The sequence below is a fragment of the Rhizobium quercicola genome (assembly GCF_021168455.1).
Lineage (GTDB): Bacteria > Pseudomonadota > Alphaproteobacteria > Rhizobiales > Rhizobiaceae > Ferranicluibacter > Ferranicluibacter quercicola.
Genome location: NZ_JAJOZR010000007.1, coordinates 76,677 through 96,877, shown reverse-complemented (window position 1 = coordinate 96,877; position 20,201 = coordinate 76,677). Strand labels below are relative to the sequence as shown.

General features: G+C 63.9%; 19 protein-coding genes, 1 tRNA gene, 1 pseudogene and 2 riboswitches. Of the genes and pseudogenes, 12 read left to right on the top strand and 9 right to left on the bottom strand.

Features of this window, described 5'->3' with window-relative positions:
• Positions 1-6: 6 nt before the first annotated feature.
• From sufD to LRX75_RS12115, 5 genes are all read left to right on the top strand, one after another.
• Positions 7-1,281, top strand: coding sequence for a Fe-S cluster assembly protein SufD (sufD, locus tag LRX75_RS12135; RefSeq protein WP_231814679.1), 1,275 nt, complete (start codon positions 7-9; stop codon positions 1,279-1,281).
• A gap of 44 nt (positions 1,282-1,325) precedes the next feature.
• Positions 1,326-2,567: a cysteine desulfurase gene (locus tag LRX75_RS12130; protein ID WP_231814678.1), complete on the top strand. Its 1,242-nt coding sequence runs from the start codon at positions 1,326-1,328 to the stop codon at positions 2,565-2,567.
• A gap of 10 nt (positions 2,568-2,577) precedes the next feature.
• The gene (locus LRX75_RS12125) at positions 2,578-2,970 is read left to right on the top strand and encodes an SUF system Fe-S cluster assembly protein (protein WP_113151703.1); all 393 of its coding nucleotides are present in this window, start codon (positions 2,578-2,580) and stop codon (positions 2,968-2,970) included.
• A 75-nt stretch (positions 2,971-3,045) separates the two neighbouring features.
• Positions 3,046-3,438, top strand: coding sequence for a Fe-S cluster assembly scaffold SufA (gene sufA / locus LRX75_RS12120; protein ID WP_231814677.1), 393 nt, complete (start codon positions 3,046-3,048; stop codon positions 3,436-3,438).
• A 162-nt stretch (positions 3,439-3,600) separates the two neighbouring features.
• Positions 3,601-5,409 carry a PAS domain S-box protein gene (locus tag LRX75_RS12115; protein ID WP_231814676.1) on the top strand — a complete coding sequence of 603 codons (1,809 nt, stop codon included), beginning with the start codon at positions 3,601-3,603 and terminating at the stop codon, positions 5,407-5,409.
• Positions 5,410-5,463: 54 nt separating this feature from the next.
• On the opposite strand, the gene gcvP is transcribed toward LRX75_RS12115, so the two are convergent.
• From gcvP to gcvT, 3 genes are read right to left on the bottom strand one after another with little or no spacing between them, the layout of a single operon-like run.
• Positions 5,464-8,334, bottom strand: a complete 2,871-nt coding sequence (gene gcvP / locus LRX75_RS12110) for an aminomethyl-transferring glycine dehydrogenase (RefSeq protein ID WP_231815015.1) — start codon at positions 8,332-8,334, stop codon at positions 5,464-5,466.
• 11 nt (positions 8,335-8,345) lie between these two features.
• A complete protein-coding gene (gene gcvH, locus LRX75_RS12105; protein WP_110727898.1) occupies positions 8,346-8,708 on the bottom strand; it encodes a glycine cleavage system protein GcvH in 363 nt (120 codons plus the stop codon).
• A gap of 15 nt (positions 8,709-8,723) precedes the next feature.
• Positions 8,724-9,902, bottom strand: a complete 1,179-nt coding sequence (gcvT, locus tag LRX75_RS12100) for a glycine cleavage system aminomethyltransferase GcvT (RefSeq protein ID WP_420851189.1) — start codon at positions 9,900-9,902, stop codon at positions 8,724-8,726.
• A 43-nt stretch (positions 9,903-9,945) separates the two neighbouring features.
• Positions 9,946-10,020, bottom strand: a riboswitch (glycine riboswitch).
• 3 nt (positions 10,021-10,023) lie between these two features.
• Positions 10,024-10,108, bottom strand: a riboswitch (glycine riboswitch).
• 251 nt (positions 10,109-10,359) lie between these two features.
• Here gcvT and LRX75_RS12095 point away from each other — a divergent pair.
• A pseudogene (locus LRX75_RS12095) lies at positions 10,360-10,794 on the top strand (copper chaperone PCu(A)C); the annotation flags it as partial.
• 10 nt (positions 10,795-10,804) lie between these two features.
• On the opposite strand, the gene LRX75_RS12090 reads toward LRX75_RS12095, so the two are convergent.
• The gene (locus LRX75_RS12090) at positions 10,805-11,923 is read right to left on the bottom strand and encodes a mechanosensitive ion channel family protein (RefSeq protein ID WP_231814675.1); all 1,119 of its coding nucleotides are present in this window, start codon (positions 11,921-11,923) and stop codon (positions 10,805-10,807) included.
• Positions 11,924-12,088: 165 nt separating this feature from the next.
• Between LRX75_RS12090 and LRX75_RS12085 the strand changes: the two genes are divergently transcribed.
• Positions 12,089-13,117, top strand: a complete 1,029-nt coding sequence (locus tag LRX75_RS12085; protein WP_231814674.1) for a L,D-transpeptidase family protein — start codon at positions 12,089-12,091, stop codon at positions 13,115-13,117.
• 42 nt (positions 13,118-13,159) lie between these two features.
• Here LRX75_RS12085 and LRX75_RS12080 read toward each other — a convergent pair whose 3' ends face one another.
• Entirely contained in the window at positions 13,160-13,339 is a 180-nt protein-coding gene (locus LRX75_RS12080) for a DUF1508 domain-containing protein (RefSeq protein ID WP_231814673.1), read from the bottom strand.
• Positions 13,340-13,599: 260 nt separating this feature from the next.
• On the opposite strand from LRX75_RS12080, the gene LRX75_RS12075 reads away from it, so the two are divergent.
• Positions 13,600-13,959, top strand: a complete 360-nt coding sequence (locus tag LRX75_RS12075) for a DUF4189 domain-containing protein (protein ID WP_231814672.1) — start codon at positions 13,600-13,602, stop codon at positions 13,957-13,959.
• Positions 13,960-13,990: 31 nt separating this feature from the next.
• Here the strand turns inward: LRX75_RS12075 and LRX75_RS12070 are convergent, their stop codons facing one another.
• From LRX75_RS12070 to LRX75_RS12060, 3 genes are all read right to left on the bottom strand, one after another.
• On the bottom strand, positions 13,991-14,128 hold the full coding sequence (locus LRX75_RS12070; protein ID WP_162743069.1) for a hypothetical protein: 138 nt from the start codon (positions 14,126-14,128) through the stop codon (positions 13,991-13,993).
• Positions 14,129-14,531: 403 nt separating this feature from the next.
• Complete coding sequence (locus tag LRX75_RS12065) at positions 14,532-14,672, bottom strand: hypothetical protein (protein WP_231814671.1); 141 nt, start codon at positions 14,670-14,672, stop codon at positions 14,532-14,534.
• A 226-nt stretch (positions 14,673-14,898) separates the two neighbouring features.
• Positions 14,899-14,974 (bottom strand) — tRNA-Lys (locus tag LRX75_RS12060).
• Positions 14,975-15,199: 225 nt separating this feature from the next.
• Between LRX75_RS12060 and LRX75_RS12055 the strand changes: the two genes are divergently transcribed.
• Positions 15,200-15,946: a cytochrome c biogenesis CcdA family protein gene (locus LRX75_RS12055; RefSeq protein ID WP_231814670.1), complete on the top strand. Its 747-nt coding sequence runs from the start codon at positions 15,200-15,202 to the stop codon at positions 15,944-15,946.
• Positions 15,947-15,976: 30 nt separating this feature from the next.
• On the top strand, positions 15,977-16,972 hold the full coding sequence (locus LRX75_RS12050; protein ID WP_231814669.1) for an AEC family transporter: 996 nt from the start codon (positions 15,977-15,979) through the stop codon (positions 16,970-16,972).
• Here LRX75_RS12050 and LRX75_RS12045 read toward each other — a convergent pair.
• Positions 16,940-18,142, bottom strand: a complete 1,203-nt coding sequence (locus LRX75_RS12045; RefSeq protein ID WP_231814668.1) for a UbiH/UbiF family hydroxylase — start codon at positions 18,140-18,142, stop codon at positions 16,940-16,942. The genes LRX75_RS12050 and LRX75_RS12045 overlap by 33 nt on opposite strands.
• A 329-nt stretch (positions 18,143-18,471) precedes the next feature.
• On the opposite strand from LRX75_RS12045, the gene pcsA reads away from it, so the two are divergent.
• On the top strand, positions 18,472-19,197 hold the full coding sequence (gene pcsA, locus LRX75_RS12040; RefSeq protein ID WP_231814667.1) for a phosphatidylcholine synthase: 726 nt from the start codon (positions 18,472-18,474) through the stop codon (positions 19,195-19,197).
• An 11-nt stretch (positions 19,198-19,208) separates the two neighbouring features.
• Positions 19,209-20,183: a quinone oxidoreductase family protein gene (locus LRX75_RS12035; RefSeq protein WP_231814666.1), complete on the top strand. Its 975-nt coding sequence runs from the start codon at positions 19,209-19,211 to the stop codon at positions 20,181-20,183.
• Positions 20,184-20,201 lie beyond the last annotated feature (18 nt).

The window sequence follows — 20,201 nt, the reverse complement described above, 5'->3', positions numbered from 1 at the left end:
TTGCTCATGAACATTCAGAACACGATCACGCGGACGGCTGCCGAAACGGCACTGTTGGAAGCGTATAATCATCAGGTCAGCGACCTTCCCGGTGACGGCGCCGTTCTCTCGGCGCGCGACCTGCTGCTCTCCGACCTGAAGGATGCCGGTCTGCCGACGCGGCGGCTGGAGGCCTGGCACTATACCGATCTGCGCGCATTGCTGCGGACCGTTCCTGCCTTCGATGGCTCTGCCTTTGCGGAAGCGGTCGCACCTCTGGCGGTCGGCTCCTCCGTACTGACGGTCCTCAATGGCCGGGCCGACGTCAGCGATGCGCCGCAGGGCGTCGTCGTCAAGCGCTATGGCGAGAGCCTGCTCGACGGCACGGCGGCCGGCGATCTGGTCGAGCGGAATACCGAAGATGCCATCGGCCGCATCAACGGCACCTTCGTTCGCGACGGCTTCGAGATCGAGATTCCGGAAGAGACCGTGCTGGTTCAGCCGCTGGAACTCCAGATCGTGCAGAGCACGGGACAGAGCCACAGCCGCTTTCCGGTGACCTTCGGGCCCGGTTCCAAGGCGACCGTGATCGAGCGGCATCTGTCGGTCGACGGCACGCCGAGCCTCGTTTCCTCCGTGTCCGACCTCATCATCGAGGCGGGCGCCGAGGTAACCTGGATCCTGCTGCAGCAGCAGGGCGACGACGACACGCATCTCGGTCAGCTCAATTTCGAGCTGGGCGAAAACGCGTCGTTCAAGCTGTTCGTCATCAATGCCGGCGGCAAGCTGGTTCGCCAGGAAGTGCACGGCGTGGTGACGGGCGAAGGCTCGGACTTCAAGCTGCGCGGCATCAACCTGATGGGTGGCGACAGCCTGACGGACGTGACCTTCACGCTCGGCCATGACGTGGCCAACACGACCTCGACCGAAATTATTCGCAACGTGCTCTTCGACCGGGCGCGCGGCGTGTTCCAGGGGCAGATCCGTGTGGCGCAGGATGCGCAGAAGACGGATGCGAAGATGGCGTGCAACACGCTCCTGCTGTCGGACGACGCGGATTTCTCCGCCAAGCCCGAACTTGAGATCTTTGCCGACGACGTGCAGTGCGGCCATGGCGCAACCGTGATCGACCTGAACCCGACGCATCTCTATTATCTCCAGGCCCGCGGCATTCCGGAAAACCGGGCGCGCGCCATGCTGGTGAACGCCTTCGTGGACGAGATCGTCGAGGAGCTGGACAGCGAAACGCTGATCGAGCCGCTGGAACTCATCATCGCCGAATGGCTGGCGCGGCACGCCTGATCGTATCCGGCGCGCGCGCACCGAGGCAGAAAGCAGAGGCACCCATGGACCAGACGGTTTCCCTAGAGGCATATGACGTCGAGCGGATACGGCAGGATTTTCCGATTCTGTCGCGGACCGTCTACGGCAAGCCGCTCGTCTATCTCGACAATGGCGCCTCGGCCCAGAAGCCGCAGGTCGTCATCGACGCCATCAGCCATGCCTATGCCAACGAATACGCCAATGTCCATCGCGGCCTGCATTTCCTGTCGAATGCCGCGACGGATGCCTACGAGCAGTCGCGCGAGACGGTGCGGCGCTTTCTGAATGCGCCCTCCGTCGATGACATCGTGTTCACCAAGTCCTCGACCGAGGCGATCAACACGGTCGCCTATGGCTGGGGCATGCCGAAGCTTGGTGCGGACGACGAGATCGTGATCTCGATCATGGAGCACCACTCCAACATCGTCCCCTGGCACTTCATCCGCGAGCGGCAGGGCGCAAAGCTGGTCTGGGCGCCGGTGGACGATCAGGGCGTGTTCCACATCGACGACTTCGTCAAATGCCTGACGCCGAAGACGAAGCTGGTGGCCATCACGCATATGTCGAACGCGCTCGGGACGATCGTTGATGTCAAGGAGATCTGCCGCATCGCGCATGAGCGCGGTATCCCGGTGCTGGTCGATGGCAGCCAGGCGGCCGTGCACATGCCGGTGGACGTGCAGGACATCGATTGCGACTGGTACGTCATGACCGGCCACAAGCTCTACGGCCCCTCGGGCATCGGCGTGCTCTACGGCAAGAAGGAGCGTCTGGCCGAGATGCAACCCTTCATGGGCGGCGGTGAGATGATCATCGACGTCAGCGAAGACGCGATCAGCTACAACGAGCCGCCTCACCGTTTCGAGGCGGGAACGCCGCCGATCGTGCAGGCGATCGGCCTCGGTGTGGCGCTCGACTATATGGACGGGATCGGCCGCGACAGGATCGCGCGGCACGAGGCGGATCTCGCTGCCTATGCGGCCGAGCGGCTGCAGTCGGTGAACTCGCTGCGGGTGATCGGTCAGGCGCCGGGCAAGGGCGGTATCTTCTCCTTCGAGATCGAAGGGGTGCATGCCCATGACGTGTCCACGGTCATCGACCGTGCGGGCGTCGCGGTGCGGGCCGGCACTCATTGCGCCATGCCGCTTCTCAAGCGGTTCGGCGTCACATCCACCTGCCGGGCCTCGTTCGGGCTCTACAACACGCGCGCCGAAGTCGACGTGCTGGTCGCCGCGCTGGAACAGGCACGGACATTCTTTGCGTGAGGATACGAGCATGACCCTTGAGACCCCGGCCGACACCACAGGCGAAACCGCGGATGCGCGTGACGGCATCGTCCAGTCGGCTATTCCGCCGGAAGAACTGGCGCGCTTGTCGGACGACGTGATCTCCGCGCTGAAGACCGTCTACGACCCGGAAATCCCGGCCGACATCTACGAACTCGGATTAATCTACAAGATCGACATCGAGGACGACCGGATGGTGAAGATCGCCATGACGCTGACGGCGCCGGGCTGCCCGGTCGCCGGCGAAATGCCGGGCTGGGTCGAGAATGCCGTCGGTGCGGTGGAGGGCGTTTCGGGCGTCGAGGTGTCCATGACCTTTGATCCGCCATGGACGCCGGATCGCATGTCCGAGGAGGCGCAAGTCGCCGTCGGCTGGTATTGATCAACGGGCGATAGGGTCTTACATTCGAATGCAGAGCACCGGGCCTTGAACCCGGGTGTTGCAAGGAGAATTTCCATGGGTTTTGCGGTCATGAGCCTGTCCGACGCGGCGGCACAGCGCGTCAACGCCATTGTCGAGAACGCGGGTGGCGACACGAAGGGCATCCGGCTGTCCATCAAGAAGGGCGGATGCGCCGGCATGGAGTATGCCGTGGATCTGGTGACGGAACCCCATGCGAAGGACGACCTGATCGAGCATGCGGGTGCCCGTGTGTGGGTTGCGCCCGAAGCGGTGCTCTATCTGCTCGGCACGCGCATGGATTTCGAAGTCACCAAGATGCGGTCCGGCTTCACCTTCAACAATCCCAACCAGACATCGGCCTGCGGTTGCGGCGAATCGGTCGAACTGAAGCCTGCAGACCTTGCAGCACTTGCCGCAAACGGCGAGGCCGTGGTCCGGGTCGGCTGAAAGCGGACGGCGGCCCGGGATCTTCCGTTTCGTTGACAGCGACGGCTCGCGGGAGCCGCTGCTGGTTCTGATCGACCGGTCTTTCGCATCCAACATCAACCGACCGGAAATCATTCGCCCGTATCGTTCGCCGAAACTCACCTATGTGGCAGAGGCGCTGATTTGCCCATTCCGGACCGGACGATCCTCGAGGCTCTGTACAATGATCATCCCGACGCCGTCATCGTGACGACGCCGGGTGGGGCGATCCTTTCGGTCAACCCGGCCGCGGCGGTCCTTTTCGGGTTCGAGGCCGGCATGATCGTCGGCCAGCCGATCGCGCCGCTGCTCGACGAGGCCTTTCCGGATGGCGCGGGCAACGCCCATGATGTGTCCGTTCTTTACAGACGCATGGATGGCACGCGCTTCATCGGCATGACGCGCATCATCTTGGTTCCAGACACAGCCGCTGCATCGCAAACCTCCATCCGGATCATTCGTGCGAAACGTCTGCGCGATGCTGCGGACGACGTCCCGTCGCCGCGCGCTGTGGATACGGCGCTCGACGTGATCGCCGAGGGCATTGCGATCTACGACAAGGACGAGCGGCTGATTCTCTGCAACCGGGCCTATCGCCAGCTTTTCGGCCCTGTCGGGGAGCGTCTGCGGATCGGCATGCAGGCGGCGGATTTCGCGCTGGAAATCCTGGCGGAAGAGGGGGTGGTGCCGGGATCGCCGGATGCCGAAGCCCGGATGCGACGCCAGGTCGAGCTGTTCCGCAGGGCCGACGGAATGCCGGAAATCTTCCCCTACACCAATGGCCGATGGCTGAGAGCCGAGAACACGTTGACGGCGGACGGCAACACCGTTGCCATCCGCGTCGACGTGACCGACCTGAAAAAGGTCGAACAGGAACTGGAGCGGCAGCGGCAGGACTATGCGACGCTGGTCGAGACCATTCCCGACCTCATCACCCGCCTGTCGCCCGATCTGATCTACACATTCGTGAACCAGCGCTTCGCCACCTTTATCGGCCTGTCGGCCGCTGCCATCGTCGGCCGAAGCTGCCTCGATTTCAGCGTGGCGGGCGATCCGCTGGCGGAGATCCTTCTACGTCTGACGCCGGAAGCGCCCGCGACCACCCGGGAGCAGCGCCGCGTGTCCGCCACCGGCGCCGAGGTCTGGATCCTCTGGTCGAAACTTGCGGTGTTCGAGGACGGGCGCCTTGTCGAATATGTTACGGTAGGGCGCGATATCACCGAGATCAAGCGGCAGCAGATGCGCATTGCCGAGCAGAGTTCGGAGCTGCAACGCAAGAACGAGGCACTCGGGCAATTCACCAGCAGCGTCTCGCACGATCTGAAGGCGCCGATGCGGCAGATCTCGATGTTCGCCGAGATGATCGCTGACGACATCGCCTCGAACGAACTAAGCAATGTGTCGGCTTATGCGACGCAGCTGCGCGGCAAGTCGCGGCGTCTCATGCATCTGGTCGACAGCCTGCTCGATTATGCGCGGATCGCCGATCGGATCATCAGCCCGCATCGCGTTGATCTGCGCGAGGTCGTCGAGGAGACGCTCGGGAACCTGCAAAGTCACATCGCCGAGAGCGGCGCCCTCATCAAGGCCGCTGACCTACCCGACGTGATCGGCGATCCCGAACTGTTGAAGCGCCTCTTTCAGAACGTCATCGGCAACGCCATCAAGTACCGCCGGGCGGGCATCCTGCCGGAACTCCTGATCAACGGGTGGCGGGCGGGGCGGTCTGTACATATCGCCTTCAGCGACAACGGCGTCGGGATCGATCCGCAACATGCGGACAGGATCTTCGACATCTTCCAGCGGCTGCATCGGGACGAAAGCGTCTTCCCGGGCACCGGCGTCGGCCTGTCGCTGGCAAGGCGCATCGCGGAAAGCCATGGCGGCGCGCTCGTGCTCGATCCGGAATACCGGAGCGGCGCCCGCTTCATCGTCAGCCTGCCGGCGGCCTGACGGAGCGCCCGCTGTGAAAAGGCCCGCTTCCGATGAGCGGGCCTTTCTTCATGCTTACTCCGCGGCTTCGGCGTAATCCTCAAGCGGCGGGCAGGTGCAGACGAGGTTGCGGTCGCCATAGACGTTATCGACGCGATTCACCGGCGACCAGTATTTGTCCACGCGGAAGGCGCCGGGCGGGAAGCAGGCCTGTTCGCGGGAGTACGGGCGATCCCAGTCTCCGACGAGGTCTTCCACCGTGTGCGGCGCGTTCTTCAGCGGGTTGTTCGTCCGGTCGAGACGGCCCTCCTCGACGGCGCGGGCTTCCTCGCGGATGGCGAGCATCGCATCGCAGAAGCGATCGATTTCCGCCTTGGTTTCCGACTCGGTCGGCTCGACCATCAGCGTGCCGGCGACGGGCCAGCTCATGGTCGGGGCGTGGAAGCCGCAGTCGATGAGACGCTTGGCGACATCGTCCACGGTGACGCCGGCACTTTCGGCCAGCGGGCGCGTGTCGATGATGCACTCATGCGCGACGCGACCCTTTTCCGACTTGTAGAGCACGTCATAGGCACCCTTCAGACGCGCGGCGATGTAGTTGGCGTTGAGGATGGCGACCTTGGTCGCCTGCGTCAGGCCTTCGCCGCCCATCATCAGGCAGTAGCTCCACGAGATCGGCAGGATCGAGGCCGAGCCGAAGGGCGCTGCCGAGACCGCACCCGTACCGGCGCTGTCGGGATTCGACGGATCACGCGGCAGATAGGGTGCCAGATGCGCCTTGACGCCGATCGGCCCCATGCCCGGACCGCCGCCACCATGGGGGATGCAGAAGGTCTTGTGCAGGTTGAGATGGCTGACGTCGGAGCCGATATCGCCCGGGCGGGACAGGCCGACCATGGCGTTCATGTTGGCGCCGTCGAGATAGACCTGGCCACCATGGGCGTGGACGATCTCGCAGACCTCGCGCACGCTTTCCTCGAACACGCCATGTGTTGAGGGATAGGTGATCATGCAGCAGGCGAGCGTATCGGCATACTGCTCGGCCTTCGCTCGGAAGTCCGCCATGTCGATATCGCCGTTGGCGCTGACCTTGACCACGACAACCTTCATGCCGACCATCTGCGCCGAGGCGGGATTCGTGCCGTGGGCGGATGTGGGGATCAGGCAGATGTCGCGGTGCCCCTCATTATTGGCGAGATGATAGGCGCGGATCGTCAGGAGGCCGGCATATTCGCCCTGCGCACCGGAGTTCGGCTGCATCGAGATCGCGTCGTAGCCGGTGACGGCGCAGAGCTTTTCGGAGAGATCGTCGATCATCGCCTTGTAGCCGAGCGCTTGGTCGGCAGGCACGAAGGGGTGAATCTCGGCAAACTCCGGCCAGGTGATCGGCAGCATTTCGGCTGTCGCGTTGAGCTTCATCGTGCAGGAGCCGAGCGGGATCATGGCTCGGTCGAGCGCGAGGTCGCGATCGGAAAGCCGGCGGATGTAGCGGGTCATCTCGCTTTCCGCACGGTTCATGTGGAAGATCGGGTGGGTGAGGTAGGCGCTGCGGCGCAGGAGCGCCGATGGCAGGCGGTAGTCCGGCTCGAACTGTGCCACCTTGAAATCGCCGCCGAAGGCACGCCAGACGGATTCGAGCGTGACTGGCCGCGAGCGTTCGTCAAGGCTGATGCCGATGCGGGTCTCGCCGATCTTGCGCAGATTGACGCCTTCCGCCACCGCCGCCTTCATGATGACGGACTGCAGCTTGCCGACCTCGACGGTCACCGTGTCGAAGAAGGTTTCCGGCTCGACGGCGTAACCGAGAGCTTCCAGCCCCTTGGCGAGCCGGACGGTCTTCTGGTGAATGCTCTGCGCGATGGCCTTGATGCCTTCCGGACCGTGGAACACGGCATACATGGACGCCATGACGGCCAGCAGCACCTGCGCGGTGCAGATGTTCGACGTCGCCTTCTCGCGGCGGATATGCTGCTCGCGGGTCTGGAGCGACAGGCGATAGGCACGGTTGCCGCGGCTATCGACCGAGACGCCGACGAGGCGGCCGGGCATGGACCGCTTGTGCGTGTCCTTGACGGCCATGTAGGCCGCATGCGGGCCACCATAGCCGACGGGGACGCCGAAGCGCTGCGTCGAGCCGATAGCGATGTCGGCACCCATCTCGCCAGGCGACTTCAAGAGCGCCAGTGCCATAGTATCCGCAGCGATCACGGCGATCGCGCCGGTCTGGTGCAGGCGGGAGATCAGCCCCGTGAAGTCGCTGACGTGACCATAGGTGCCGGGATACTGGAAGATCGCGCCGAAGACGTCCGCCGACTGCATGTCCGTAAACGGATTGCCGACGAGGATCGTCCAGCCGAGCGGATCGGCGCGGGTCTGCAGGAGCGCGATCGTCTGCGGATGGCAGTTTTCGTCCACGAAGAAGGTTTTCTGCTTGGACTTCGACACGCGTTCCGCCATGGCCATGGCTTCGGCGGCCGCCGTTGCCTCGTCCAGCAGCGAGGAATTGGCCACGTCGAGGCCGGTGAGGTCGCAGACCATCGTCTGGTAGTTCAGCAACGCTTCGAGGCGGCCCTGGCTGATCTCGGGCTGATAGGGCGTGTAGGCCGTGTACCAGGCGGGATTTTCCAGAATGTTGCGCTGGACGACCGGCGGCGTGATGGTGCCGTAGTAACCCTGGCCGATCAGAGAGACGAGCGGCTTGTTCATGTTCGCCGTCTCGCGCAGCGTGTCGAGCGCTTCGCGTTCGGTCAGCGCCGCCCCCCAGGCGAGCGGCGTCTTCTGGCGGATGGTCGCCGGAACCGTGTCGTCGATCAGGGCATCGAGCGAGGGATAGCCGATCACCTTCAGCATCGCGTCCATCTCGGACGGCGAGGGGCCGATATGGCGGCGGTTGGCGAAATCGTATGGCTGATAATCCGTGAAGGTGAAATCGGCCGGCGTTGTCACAGGCGTCGTCATCAGGCGATCAGCTCCTTGTAGGCGTCCTCGTCCAGCAGCGCATTGGCGGCCGACGGGTCGGAGAGTTTCAGCTTGAAGAACCAGCCGGCGCCCTGCGGGTCGCCATTGACGAGCGCGGGGTCCTCAACGATGGCCGGGTTGGTTTCCACAATCTCGCCGTCCAGCGGACAATAGACGTCGGAGGCAGCCTTGACGGATTCGACGGTCGCGGCGCTCTCGCCCTTGGTGAGGGCCGTGCCGGTTTCGGGCAATTCCACGAAGACGAGATCGCCGAGCTGGTCGGCAGCGTGCTTGGTGATGCCGACAGTCGCGACGTCGCCGTCGATCTGCAGCCATTCATGTTCGTCGGTGAATTTCAGCATGGGATCGGCTCCTGATCAGCGCTTGTAGGTGGGGGTGATGAAGGGAAGAGCGGCAACGGTCATCGGCAGATATTTGCCGCGCAGTTCCGCAAACACGGTGGTGCCGGGCGTCGCCAGCGGGGTATCGACATAGCCCATGGCAACGGGGTGGCCGACGGTGGGGCCGAAGCCGCCCGACGTGACCTTGCCGATTTCGGTGGTGCCGGTCGCGTCAGAATAGAGCGTTGCGCCGCCGCGCACCGGCGCCTTGCCGTCCGGCTTCAGGCCGACGCGGCGGATCGCCGTCCCGTTCGTCTGGGCGTCCAGAATGGCGCCCGCGCCCGGAAAGCCGCCGCTGCGGGTGCCGCCCGTGCGACGGGATTTCTGGATCGCCCATTCGAGCGCCGCCTCGATCGGGCAGGTGCTCGTGTCGATGTCGTTGCCGTAGAGGCAGAGACCGGCTTCGAGCCGCAGCGAGTCGCGCGCGCCAAGGCCGATCGGCAGAACATCGGGATGATCGAGCAGGCGCCGGGCGATATCCTCGGCCTTGTCCGCGGGAATGGAGATCTCGAAACCGTCCTCGCCGGTGTAGCCGGAGCGGGAAATGATGCAGGGAACGTCATGGATCGCGGCTTCGGCGACATCCATGAAGCGCATGGCGGCGACATCGCCCCAGAGCTCGGCCAGAACGCTTTCCGCGCGCGGACCCTGCAACGCCAGCAGCGCCCGGTCCTCAAGCAGGGTCAGTTCGAAACGGTCGCCCAGATGCGCTTTCAGATGGGCGAAATCGGCATGCTTGCAGGCGGCGTTGACGACGATCAGAAACCGGCCGGGCAGGCGCGCGATCATCAGGTCGTCGAGGATGCCGCCGGTCTCGTCGGTGAAAAGGGCATAACGCTGGCGGCCTTCGGCGATGCCGAGCACATCGACGGGCACGAGGCTTTCGAGCGCCAGAGCCGCGTCTTCCAGCGTGCCGGATGCGGCGCGCAGCTCGACCTGGCCCATGTGGGACACGTCGAAAAGACCGGCAGCGTCGCGTGTATGCAGGTGCTCCTTCAGGACGCCCGCGGGGTACTGGACCGGCATGTCATAGCCGGCAAAGGGCACCATGCGGGCGCCGAGCGCGACATGCAAAGCGTGCAGCGGCGTCTGCTTTAGCGGGGCATCGTTCAAGGCTGTGTGATCGTCCAAATCCGGTCTCCAGGTTGGCGCCATGCGCGCCGGCTCGTGTCAACGCGCACAGAGTCGTGCCGTCGATTGAGCCCCCTCTGTTCCTGTGCCTGAGATTGTTATCCCTTCGGCGAGCGAAATGCTTCTCTCCAGAGTCCTGCCGGCATCCTGCTGGTTCGTGGGCCTGAGAGTTTCCGGGGCGGTTGCTCCTTCGGCACCAGCTCGAAGCTGGATTCTCCCAACAAGATCGGGTTCAGATAAGAAGGATAGGGCATCCTTGGCAAGCGGAAAATGTCGCAACGACCAAGATTTTCGTCGCCGCTGGCATGGTCGGACGAGGGTGCCGCCGCGCGACGGCGTGCGTTTCCGGCTTTGCTTTCCCGCGGCCCCGCGATAGCAATGAGGTCGCATCCTTTCCTCTCGCGCGGACGCGCCTGGAGACGACCACATGCCTTCGGTAAAGTTTTTCCTTCTGGCCGGCCTGTCGGCGGTAGCGTCTTTAACGCTCGCCGCCCTGCCGGCCGCATCCGCGGAAACCGCCACGCGCGGCGGACAGGTCGTCGCAGGCGCGCTCACGCTCTCCGGCGGCACGGCCAAGCCGATGCCGCCGGGCGCAAAGGTCGGGGGCGGAGGGCTGACGATCGTCAATGCGGGTCCGTCCGACGACAGGCTCGTCGGGGTGGAGAGCCCTGTTGCCGGCCGCGTCGAGCTGCACGAAATGACGATGGACAACGACGTGATGCGGATGCGCAAGCTCGACGGCATTCCCGTGCCGGCCGGGCAGACGGTGACGCTCGCAGGCGGCGGGCTGCACCTCATGTTCATGGACGTGCGCAAGCCGTTTCGTCCGGGCGACACGATCCCCCTGACGCTCACCTTCGAAACGGCTGGGAAGATTGCCTACGATCTGCCGGTGGGGACGCTCGCCGGTCAATGAATCGGCTGTCTCATCCCTGCGCGCGCAAGGGCGTCTCGACGGTGATATTGCCGACGGCCTCTGCCGTCTTGAGTTCCGCACGCAGGTGCGGAAGGGCGCCGGGATAGGTCTGCGCGATAAAGCCGATGATCTTCTCGCGCATCTCGCAGCGCAGGTCGAAGGCGCGTGCGGCGTTCGACGCGGAGCAGAGAATGCGGATCTCCACCGTTTCGGGCTTCAGGTCCGTCACCGCGATGTTGATGACCTGCCCATCCCAGAGCGGAGACGCCGCGGCGATCTTCTCAGCCTCCTTGCGCACGGCATCGACCGGTACGCTGTAATCGAGATAGACCATCACGGTGCCGATCAGGGCGGCGGTCTCGCGCGTCCAGTTCTGGAACGGCTTTTCGATGAAGTAGCTGAGCGGCAGGACGAGACGGCGCCAGTCCCAGATCTTGACGACGACATAGGTCGCGGTGATCTCCTCCACATTCCCCCACTCGCCTTCGATCAGCAATGCATCGTCCAGCCGGATGGGTTGGGTGATGGCGAGCTGGATGCCGGCAAACAGGTTCTTGAGGACCGGCTGGAGCGCGAGGCCGAGCACGATGCCCGCAACGCCGGCGGAGGCGAGAAGGCTGACACCGTATTGCTGAACGGCCGGAAAGGTCATCAGGCAGGCGGCGACGCCGAGGATGATGATGACGAAGCCGGCGATGCGCTCCATGATCCGCGATTGGGTGACGTGCTTGCGGGCCAGAAGGTTGTCTTCCGCATCCAGCTTGAAGCGCCGCAGATAGACCGTCGTCCAGATGTGCAGCGTCACCTTGGCGATCCAGGCGAAGACGAGGATGAAGCCGAGCAGCAGGATATGATGCAGGGTCTCCGCCTGGGACGCCGTCAGCGGCGCGATAGAGACGCCGAAGGACAGGGCGATCATGATGGCGACCAGCCGGGTTGGACGCTCCGAGCGAGCCACGAGAGACCGCCAGAACAGATCGTACTTCGCGGCAATCCGCGTCGCGATCTCGAACAGGATCCTGTGGACAACGATGCCGATACCGAACAGCAGCGCAAGAAGAACGACGCTGACGGCCCATGCAGGCACCCAGCGCAGGGATTGGTCCAGCCATGTGATCATATCGCTCATGCGAAGAGGTTAGGGTGCGCTGCAGCATTGTGTAGACCCGGCACCGGCTTTTCTGTTGGAGGCGGGGTTCAGGAAAGATTAACCCTGTAGGACGAGTGTGTCCGGGGTGTGCGTTGCGCGCCGCTGCGACACAACTTCGTCGCGATTGTGATCGATAGAGGCCGCATGCCAGCATTTCCAAGCCTGAAAGCCCTTCGCAAGGCCTGCATCCAGACCGTTGCCATCGCCGCGCTCGGCATGGCGCTCAGCGGCTGCATGGCGCTCGACATGACGGAGGCGCCGCCGAAGCTGTCGTCGAAGATGGTGGCCGAGATGACGCGCAAGGGCATGAAGGCGGAAAGCCCGGTGCTCGTGCGCATCTTCAAGCAGGAAAGCGAACTGGAGATCTGGAAGGTCGACCGGAGCGGGAAATACGCTCTGCTGAAGACCTATCCGATCTGCCGCTGGTCGGGCGATCTCGGGCCGAAGCGGAAGTCGGGCGACCGGCATGCACCGGAAGGCTTCTACCATGTCACCAAGGGCATGCTGAACCCGAATTCCCAGTTCTACGTGTCGTTCAACCTCGGCTATCCCAACCGGCTGGAAAGCGCGCTCGGCTACACGGGCGAAGCGCTGATGGTGCATGGCGCCTGCTCGTCGTCGGGCTGCTATGCCATGACGGACCAGGGCGTGGGCGAAATCTACGCCATCGTCGCGCGGGCGCTCGAGGGTGGGCAGGCGAGTTTCCAGGTCCAGGCCTACCCCTTTCGCATGACGGGCCAGAACATGGCGGCCCATCGCGGCGATCCGAATCTCGCTTTCTGGCGGGTGCTGAAAGAGGGGTACGATGCGTTCGAGATCACCCGTCGCCAGCCGAAAGTTTCTGCCTGCGGCGGGCGCTACGTCTTCGACAAAACCTTCCTGAACGGCGAGCCGACCGACCCGCTGGCGCCATGCCCCGAGGCCTCGCCCGGCATCGAGCCGCAGGCGCTGGCCAAGATCGCGGAAGAGAGCCGCGCGATCGATGCGCTGATCGGCGGACCGGTGCCGGTCGCCGCGTCCATGAGCGCCTATGTCGACGGCGGCATGCATCCTGTTTTCCGCACGCTTCTGAAGCAGACGGGCGCCAAGGGCATGGCGGCCAAGGTGTCCGGTACGAAATACCCGATCAGCCGGCCGGACGCAGCTCTCGCGGATCCGTTCGCCGGGAAATAGGGGCCGGCCGGCGCGGGCGCTCCGACCGTTCCCGCGTCACGATCAGACCGGCGTGCATTTCATGCCGTGACGCCGGGCGTTCGCGACGCAATCCGATTTGTTGACGTAGCCTTCCGTCGAAGCGCCGACAATGACGCCATTGCTCGCCGTGCGGCGCCAACGCCAGCCATTCGAGGCATAGATTTCCCACTTGTCTCCATTGCTATCCCTGCATTCCGCCATCGTCATCTCCCTGATTGTGACGATGGCGTTCTAGGTAACCTGCGGCTTTTTCTCTACCAACCGGCCGCGCGCATAGGCTGCAGGGGCTGTGACGCCGTCGTTCACCATGCGCATTAGCTATGCTCCATATTAAAGCGCCGGCGGGAGCCTTGCCGATATTGTCGGGTCGCGTCGTGTCCGGTAGCAATCTCTCCGGGCCTCTGCCATTCCGGCAGCGACGCCAGAGGACAATCGGGACATCCGATCTTGGGGGAGATTTCATGAAAACCTTACTGCGTATCGCCTTTGCAACGACCATTCTTCTCGCCGGCCCGGTCAGCTCGGCCTTCGCCTTCGGCGCCATCGCGGTCAACGACGAGCAGGGCATGGCGGCGGACGAAGCTGGCTATGGAATGGGCTGGGGCAGTTCCCGCAAGGAAGCCGAAAGCAACGCCATTCGCGAGTGCAAGTCGGCCGGAAACGATGACTGCAAGGTTGCCGTATGGTTCGAACAGTGCGGCGCCTATGCCGGCGACCGCGTCAATTACGGCATCGGCTACGGCTCGACCCAGACGGCAGCCGAGACGATGGCAACGAAAGACTGCCCGAACTGCAAGATCGTCGTTTCGGATTGCCAGTAGGCCGAACGAACTTTCCCGTTTCGCTTGGCGGCTAGAGGCGCTGAAGGGACTCGATGCTCGCCCGGGGTGCTGCGGTGCCCCGGTGCGGAACGAGAACGATGGTCAGGACCGTTGCGACGAGAGAGGCGATCAGGATAATGCCGAGGGGCAGGGAAGTGGGTCTCATCATAGCAGCGTCCGCTCGGTCGATGGAAGCCTTCCAAGCGGCGCAGCGCGTCGCGGGATTCGCTCCAGAACATTGATCTCATGCACGTTTTCGATCCGTGAACCGGACGTTGGTGCGATGATCCTATTCTGCCGGGAGAAACTGTCCGCAAGCTGTCCACCTCTCGGGGAAGGCTTGTGATGCCGTTCGGATATCACAAAGTGTTGCACGTCGGACGCTTGCACCACATCCGTTCGATCTTACATCGGTGCAAAGAAAGGGTCTGCGCCATGTACACATTCATGATGAAGGAGTTAATGATCGTCATTGCGGCGCTCTGCGCCATATCAGTCTTGACCTTCGCCCTGTTAGCCGTGTCCGTCTGATCGCTGACGGGTTCGATGCCGGGCGGATATGGCGGCCTTCGTCAGAGAACGAACATCCCGATGACCATTGCGATGGGTACGGGAACACCGACCAGCCAGACCAGAAGTTCGCGAACCATGAACGCGCTATAATCGTCAGGCTTGGCACCTTTCCTGGTTCGTTGCTTCCACGTCTCCATCATCGCCATCTCCCATCTCAGCCGCTTGCCGCTGCCTCAACTAGGATCATGCGTTTTCGTTCCGCGCTCGATAAGGCAACGTTAAGAGACCATGCGTCTGACTGGCCTGCATTGCGGAGACTTTGCCCGTCCCGTAATTTAGGTTTTCCGGAAACGATGCGGACGACGGAATGTTCCCGAGAAAAACATCTCGTGGCACGATGCCGAAAAAGCGTGTCTGAAAAGGGAGTGGTGAGCGCGCAGGGATTCGAACCCTGGACCTACAGATTAAAAGTCCGTTGCTCTACCAACTGAGCTACGCGCTCCCGCGCCGGTCACCTGGGCGGCCGGCGAAAGTTGGCGGAGATATGCATAGGCGCGCGGTTGCGGTCAACCCATAAATCCGCGGATCCGCGATTTCGCGCGGATGGACAGGCCGTGGCGCAGGATGCGGCATCCGGCACCATTGCTGGCGAAGCGTGCGCGCGGTAACACCGTCATCCGCCCAGTCGGGCTGCCATGCGTACGAGACTGTCTCAAAGGAACTGGTTTTGTCGATCGCCGATATCTCGATCTGGACCGCGGTGCTCGCGGGGGCACTGTCGTTCCTGTCGCCCTGCGTGCTACCGCTCGTGCCGCCCTATCTCTGTTACATGGCGGGCGTTTCCGTGGATCAGTTCCGGGGGGGTGATGGGGCGGCATCCGTCGCGACGCGGCGCGCGGTGCTCCCGTCGGCGTTTCTGTTCACGCTCGGCTTTTCCACCGTCTTCATCGCGCTCGGCATCGGCGCCTCGTCGGTCGGCCTTCTTCTGCGACAGCATATGGACGTGCTGTCGCGAATCGGCGGCATCGTGGTCATCATCATGGGGCTGCATTTCCTCGGCGTGCTGCGCATCGGCCTGCTCGGGCGCGAGGCGCGCTTCCAGGGCGGGGGAAAGCCGGCGACGCTGTCGGGCGCCTACATCATGGGCCTTGCTTTCGGCTTCGGCTGGACACCCTGCATCGGCCCGGTGCTCGGTACGATCCTCGGGGTGGCGGCAGCGCGCGATACCGTGTCTGACGGCGCTGTGCTTCTCGCGGTCTATTCGCTCGGTCTTGCCATCCCGTTCTGGATCGCGGCTGCGTTCTCGGGCGCCTTCATGGGATTCCTGTCGCGCTTCCGCCGCCATCTGGGGCTTGTGGAAAAGATCATGGGTGGCCTGCTCGTCGTCACGGGTCTTGCCTTCCTGTTCGGCTTCGTCAGCACGGTCTCCATCTGGTTCCAGCAGACCTTTCCGATTCTCATGCGGATCGGCTGAACAGGCAGAGGCCGCCGGCGGGATCACGACATGACCGACATCTTCAGCCTCGTGGCACCGTTTTTCGGCCTCATCCTTCTCGGCTACGGCGCCGCCCATCTTTTCGGCCGACGAAACCGGGACGGTGCGGAACCAGCAAGACCCGGCATCGAGGGCATGGCGTGGCTGAACGTCTACATTCTCTATCTCGCCCTGCCGTCGCTGTTCTTCACCCTCATTTCCCGCACGCCCATCCACGAACTGACGCGGTTCGACTTCATCATCGCCGATGTCGCCGCGACCTATCTCATCTTCACACTCATCTTCGTGGCGGCACTCCGGCTTCGCCGTGCGCCTCTTGCGGAAGCGACCGTCCAAGGGCTGGCGGCGGCTTACGGCAATATCGGCTATATGGGGCCGGGCCTCGCCCTGCTCGCGCTCGGTGAACACGCGGCCGTGCCGGTGGCGCTGATCTTCTCCGTCGAGAACGTTGCGCACTTCATCACGGCGCCGGCGCTGATGGCGGTCGCGGGAACCGAGAGACAGAACCCTGCGCGCCTCGCGCTGTCCGTCCTGCGCAAGATCCTGCTGCATCCCTTCATTCTGGCGACGACCATCGGCGTGGCCGCAGCCGCGTTTCAGGTCCAGCCGCCGCTTGCGATCCGTCGGCTGATCGAGGCGCTGGCGCCGACGGCCGCGCCATGTGCCCTGTTTGCGATGGGCGTGACGCTTGGGTTGCGGCCACTGAAGCGTGCGCCGGTGGAGCTGACCTATATCGTTCCGGCCAAGCTGCTCCTGCATCCCACCGTCATGTACCTCGTGCTGAGCGCTGCCGGGAATTTCGAGCCAGTCTGGGTGCAGGCGGCGGTGCTGCTCGCGGCGCTGCCGACGGCGACGAACGTGTTCGTGATCGCCGAGCAGTATGGCGTCGGGCAGGAGCGGGCCTCCGCGACCATTCTCATCACGACGGCGCTCTCCATGCTCAGCGTCACCGGCCTTCTCGCCCTGATCGGATCAGGCGGAGTGCCGGCCGATCTTTTCCCGTAAGTCTCCCAGCAGCGAGCGGATCGCGCTGCCCGGCCGCAGGCCTTCCTGCATCACGAGGCTGCGCAGCGCGCCGGCCGACGACAGCACCTGCAGCCCGCCCGCCCGCAGCATCTGTACCGGCAGGAAGCCGGTGAGCAGAGAGCGGTTGAGCAGGTCCACGCTGACCGTCCGGCTGAGAATGTCGGCCCGCCGGCGCCGATCGTAGCGATCACCGAGATCCGCCGCTATGGTCGGCAGTTCGGCGAGCATCGCGACCAGCGTCATGACATCGCGAAGGCTGAGGTTCAGGCCCTGTGCACCGATCGGCGGGAAGGCGTGCGCGGCCTCGCCCACGAGAATGACGCGGCCCTTGCCGAAACGGGTGGCGGCCATGCCGGAGAGAGGGAAGGCCTGGGGTTCGGTATCGACCGTGACCTTGCCGAGCATGGACTGCATCCGATGCTCCACGGCGCTCGACAGCGCGGCCGTGTCCCGCGCCAGCATCTCGGCTGCGGCATCGGGCGTCATCACCCAGACGAGGCTGGAGCGGTTGCCGGGAAGCGGGACCTGCGTGAACGGACCCTGCCGCGTGTGAAACTCGGTCGAGATGTTTTCGTGCGGTTGCTCATGCGCGAAATTCAGCACGACGGCCGTCTGCGGGTAGCTCCAGGCGCGCGTCCCGATGCCGTGCGCTTGGCGGACATGCGAGCGTCGGCCGTCCGCGCCGATGACCAGGGACGCCGTCAGGGACCGGCCGTCCGCCAGCGTCAGGGTGCAGCCCGTCGCGGTCTCCTCGAGGTGTTCCAGTCTCGCATCGATGCGGGTGATGGAGGGAGCGCTCTCGATCCTGCGGTTCAGCCCCTCGAGGAAGGGTGCGTTCGGGAGATTGTAGCCGAAGGCGTCGAGGCCGATTTCAGCCGCGCGGAACGTGACCACCGGCGCGCGCAGAAGGCGATCCGTGCCGTCGATGATGCGCAATGTGGCAAGCGGCGCGCCAAGTTGGGCAAACGCGTCACCGAGTTCCAGCCTCTTCAGAAAGCCGATCGCCTCATCCATCAGCGCCGTCGTGCGGCGATCGTGCGGCGCCATCGGTGCGACGAGGGCGACCGTGCGCCCGTCGCGCGACAAAGCGAGGGCCGCAAGCGCCCCGGCAAGGCCGGCGCCGATGATGGCGATATCGGTGTGTTCCATGATCGGGTTCTCTTCCTTCGCCTTCGGCCGTCCTGCCGCTCTGGTCATCGCGGGCCATGCCGAGCGCGACGGTCTCGGCCGATATCTAGCGCCGACCGCGCGTTTTTGGAATGGTCGCCGTTGCCGCACGTGGCGCGTACGTCCACAGCGGATTGCGGACGGTGCTCGGCAATCGCTTGTTTTTGCTGGCAGGGCAGGGCAAACGATGCATATTACGAACATGCCGGCAGCGACACCGTCGCGGCGGAGGAGGCGGTGCGGCATGACCCGGCAAGATCAGGGTCGCCCACCGAGTTTACGCGAAGCGTCAGCACAGGATGCGTCTGCCGATGAAGTTCTTCAATTACAAGCCGGTTCCCTACGCCGAGATCCGGGCTTTTTCGGTCCATGTTCTCACGGCCTCCGGATCGTTTCTCGCCTTCCTCGGCGTCGTTGCCGCGGCGGAGCACCGCTTTGTGGATATGTTCTGGTGGCTGGGTCTGGCGCTCGCCGTCGATGGCATCGACGGGCCGATCGCGCGCAAGGTCCGCGTCAAGGAGGTGCTGCCCAACTGGTCGGGCGATACGCTCGACAACGTCATCGACTACGTGACCTATGTGCTGCTGCCGGCCTTCGCGCTCTACCAGAGCGGTATGATCGGCGAGCCCTGGTCGTTCGTCGCGGCCGGCGCGATCGTCATGTCCAGCGCTATCTATTATGCCGATATGGGCATGAAGACCGACGAGTATTTCTTCTCCGGCTTCCCGGTCGTCTGGAACATGGTGGTGTTCACGCTCTTCGTCATCAAGGCGAGCGAGCTTGCGGCGTCCATCGTCGTCTTCGTCTCGGTGTTCCTCACCTTCATGCCGATCAGCTTTCTCCATCCGGTGCGCGTGCGGCGGTTGCGGCCGCTCAATCTGGCAGTCTTCACCGCCTGGTCGGTGCTCAGCGCCTATGCGTTGCTGATGCATTTCGAGACCCCTGCCTGGGTGGTCTGGGGCGTCGTCGGCACGGGCGTCTATCTCTACGTCATCGGGTTCATTCTGCAGATCTTCCCCAACCTCGGACGCGAATAAAGGAACAGGCCATGGCAAGAGCAATCATGATCCGGGAGCTGGGTGGCCCCGACGTCCTGAAGATCGAGGGCGTAACCGTTCCGCCGCCGTCGCGCGGCGAGGTGCAGATCCGTCAGGAGGCGATCGGCGTCAACTTCATCGACGTCTATTTCCGGACCGGCCTCTACAAGGCGGCGAGTCTGCCCTTTGTGCCGGGCAAGGAGGGAGCCGGCATCGTCACGGCCGTCGGCGATGGCGTCACCCTGTTCTCCAAGGGCGACCGGGTCGCCTATGCCGGCGCGGACGGCGCCTATGCCAGCGAGCGCAATATCGACGAGCAGCAGCTCATCAAGGTGCCCGACGACATTCCGCTGGAAACGGCGGCCGCGATGATGCTGAAAGGCATGACCGCGCAGTATCTGCTGAACCAGACCTTTCCCGTCGGCCCCGACACGGTTCTTCTGTTCCATGCGGCCGCCGGCGGCGTCGGACAGATTGCCGGGCAGTGGGCCAAGGCACTGGGCGCAACGGTGATCGGCACGGCGGGATCGCCCGAGAAGATCGCCATGGCGCTCGAGCATGGCTACGACCATGTCATCGATTACCGGTCGGAGGATTTCGTCGCCCGTGTGAAAGACATCACCAAGGGCAAGGGCGTTGATGTCGTTTACGATTCCGTCGGCAAGGACACCTTTCCCGCCTCGCTCGACTGCCTGAAGCCGCGTGGCCTGTGGGTCAGCTTCGGCAACTCGTCCGGTGCCGTAGAAGCCTTCAATATCGGCGTGCTATCGCAGAAGGGCTCGCTGTTCGCCACGCGTCCGACGCTCTACACCTACACCTCGACACGGGCGCAGCTCGAGGCGTGTGCAAACTCTCTGTTTGATGTTGTGCGGAGCCATAAAGTGCGTATCAATATCAACCAGACCTATGCCCTTGGCGATGCAAGCCAGGCGCATGCGGATCTGGAAGCCAGAAAGACGAGCGGAACAACTTTGCTGATTCCCTGAGAAGCCGAAACGGCGCCC

Excerpts from the sequence above, each read along its gene's own strand:
- LRX75_RS12075 (WP_231814672.1), top strand. The coding sequence starts at position 13,600 with ATGAAAACCTTACTGCGTATCGCCTTTGCAACGACCATTCTTCTCGCC.
- LRX75_RS12045 (WP_231814668.1), bottom strand. The coding sequence starts at position 18,142 with ATGGAACACACCGATATCGCCATCATCGGCGCCGGCCTTGCCGGGGCG.
- LRX75_RS12065 (WP_231814671.1), bottom strand. The coding sequence starts at position 14,672 with ATGATGGAGACGTGGAAGCAACGAACCAGGAAAGGTGCCAAGCCTGAC.
- LRX75_RS12080 (WP_231814673.1), bottom strand. The coding sequence starts at position 13,339 with ATGGCGGAATGCAGGGATAGCAATGGAGACAAGTGGGAAATCTATGCC.
- pcsA (WP_231814667.1), top strand. The coding sequence starts at position 18,472 with ATGAAGTTCTTCAATTACAAGCCGGTTCCCTACGCCGAGATCCGGGCT.
- gcvT (WP_420851189.1), bottom strand. The coding sequence starts at position 9,902 with ATGGCGCCAACCTGGAGACCGGATTTGGACGATCACACAGCCTTGAAC.
- sufD (WP_231814679.1), top strand. The coding sequence starts at position 7 with ATGAACATTCAGAACACGATCACGCGGACGGCTGCCGAAACGGCACTG.
- LRX75_RS12090 (WP_231814675.1), bottom strand. The coding sequence starts at position 11,923 with ATGAGCGATATGATCACATGGCTGGACCAATCCCTGCGCTGGGTGCCT.
- LRX75_RS12070 (WP_162743069.1), bottom strand. The coding sequence starts at position 14,128 with ATGATGAGACCCACTTCCCTGCCCCTCGGCATTATCCTGATCGCCTCT.
- LRX75_RS12130 (WP_231814678.1), top strand. The coding sequence starts at position 1,326 with ATGGACCAGACGGTTTCCCTAGAGGCATATGACGTCGAGCGGATACGG.
- sufA (WP_231814677.1), top strand. The coding sequence starts at position 3,046 with ATGGGTTTTGCGGTCATGAGCCTGTCCGACGCGGCGGCACAGCGCGTC.
- LRX75_RS12125 (WP_113151703.1), top strand. The coding sequence starts at position 2,578 with ATGACCCTTGAGACCCCGGCCGACACCACAGGCGAAACCGCGGATGCG.
- gcvH (WP_110727898.1), bottom strand. The coding sequence starts at position 8,708 with ATGCTGAAATTCACCGACGAACATGAATGGCTGCAGATCGACGGCGAC.
- LRX75_RS12035 (WP_231814666.1), top strand. The coding sequence starts at position 19,209 with ATGGCAAGAGCAATCATGATCCGGGAGCTGGGTGGCCCCGACGTCCTG.
- LRX75_RS12085 (WP_231814674.1), top strand. The coding sequence starts at position 12,089 with ATGCCAGCATTTCCAAGCCTGAAAGCCCTTCGCAAGGCCTGCATCCAG.
- LRX75_RS12050 (WP_231814669.1), top strand. The coding sequence starts at position 15,977 with ATGACCGACATCTTCAGCCTCGTGGCACCGTTTTTCGGCCTCATCCTT.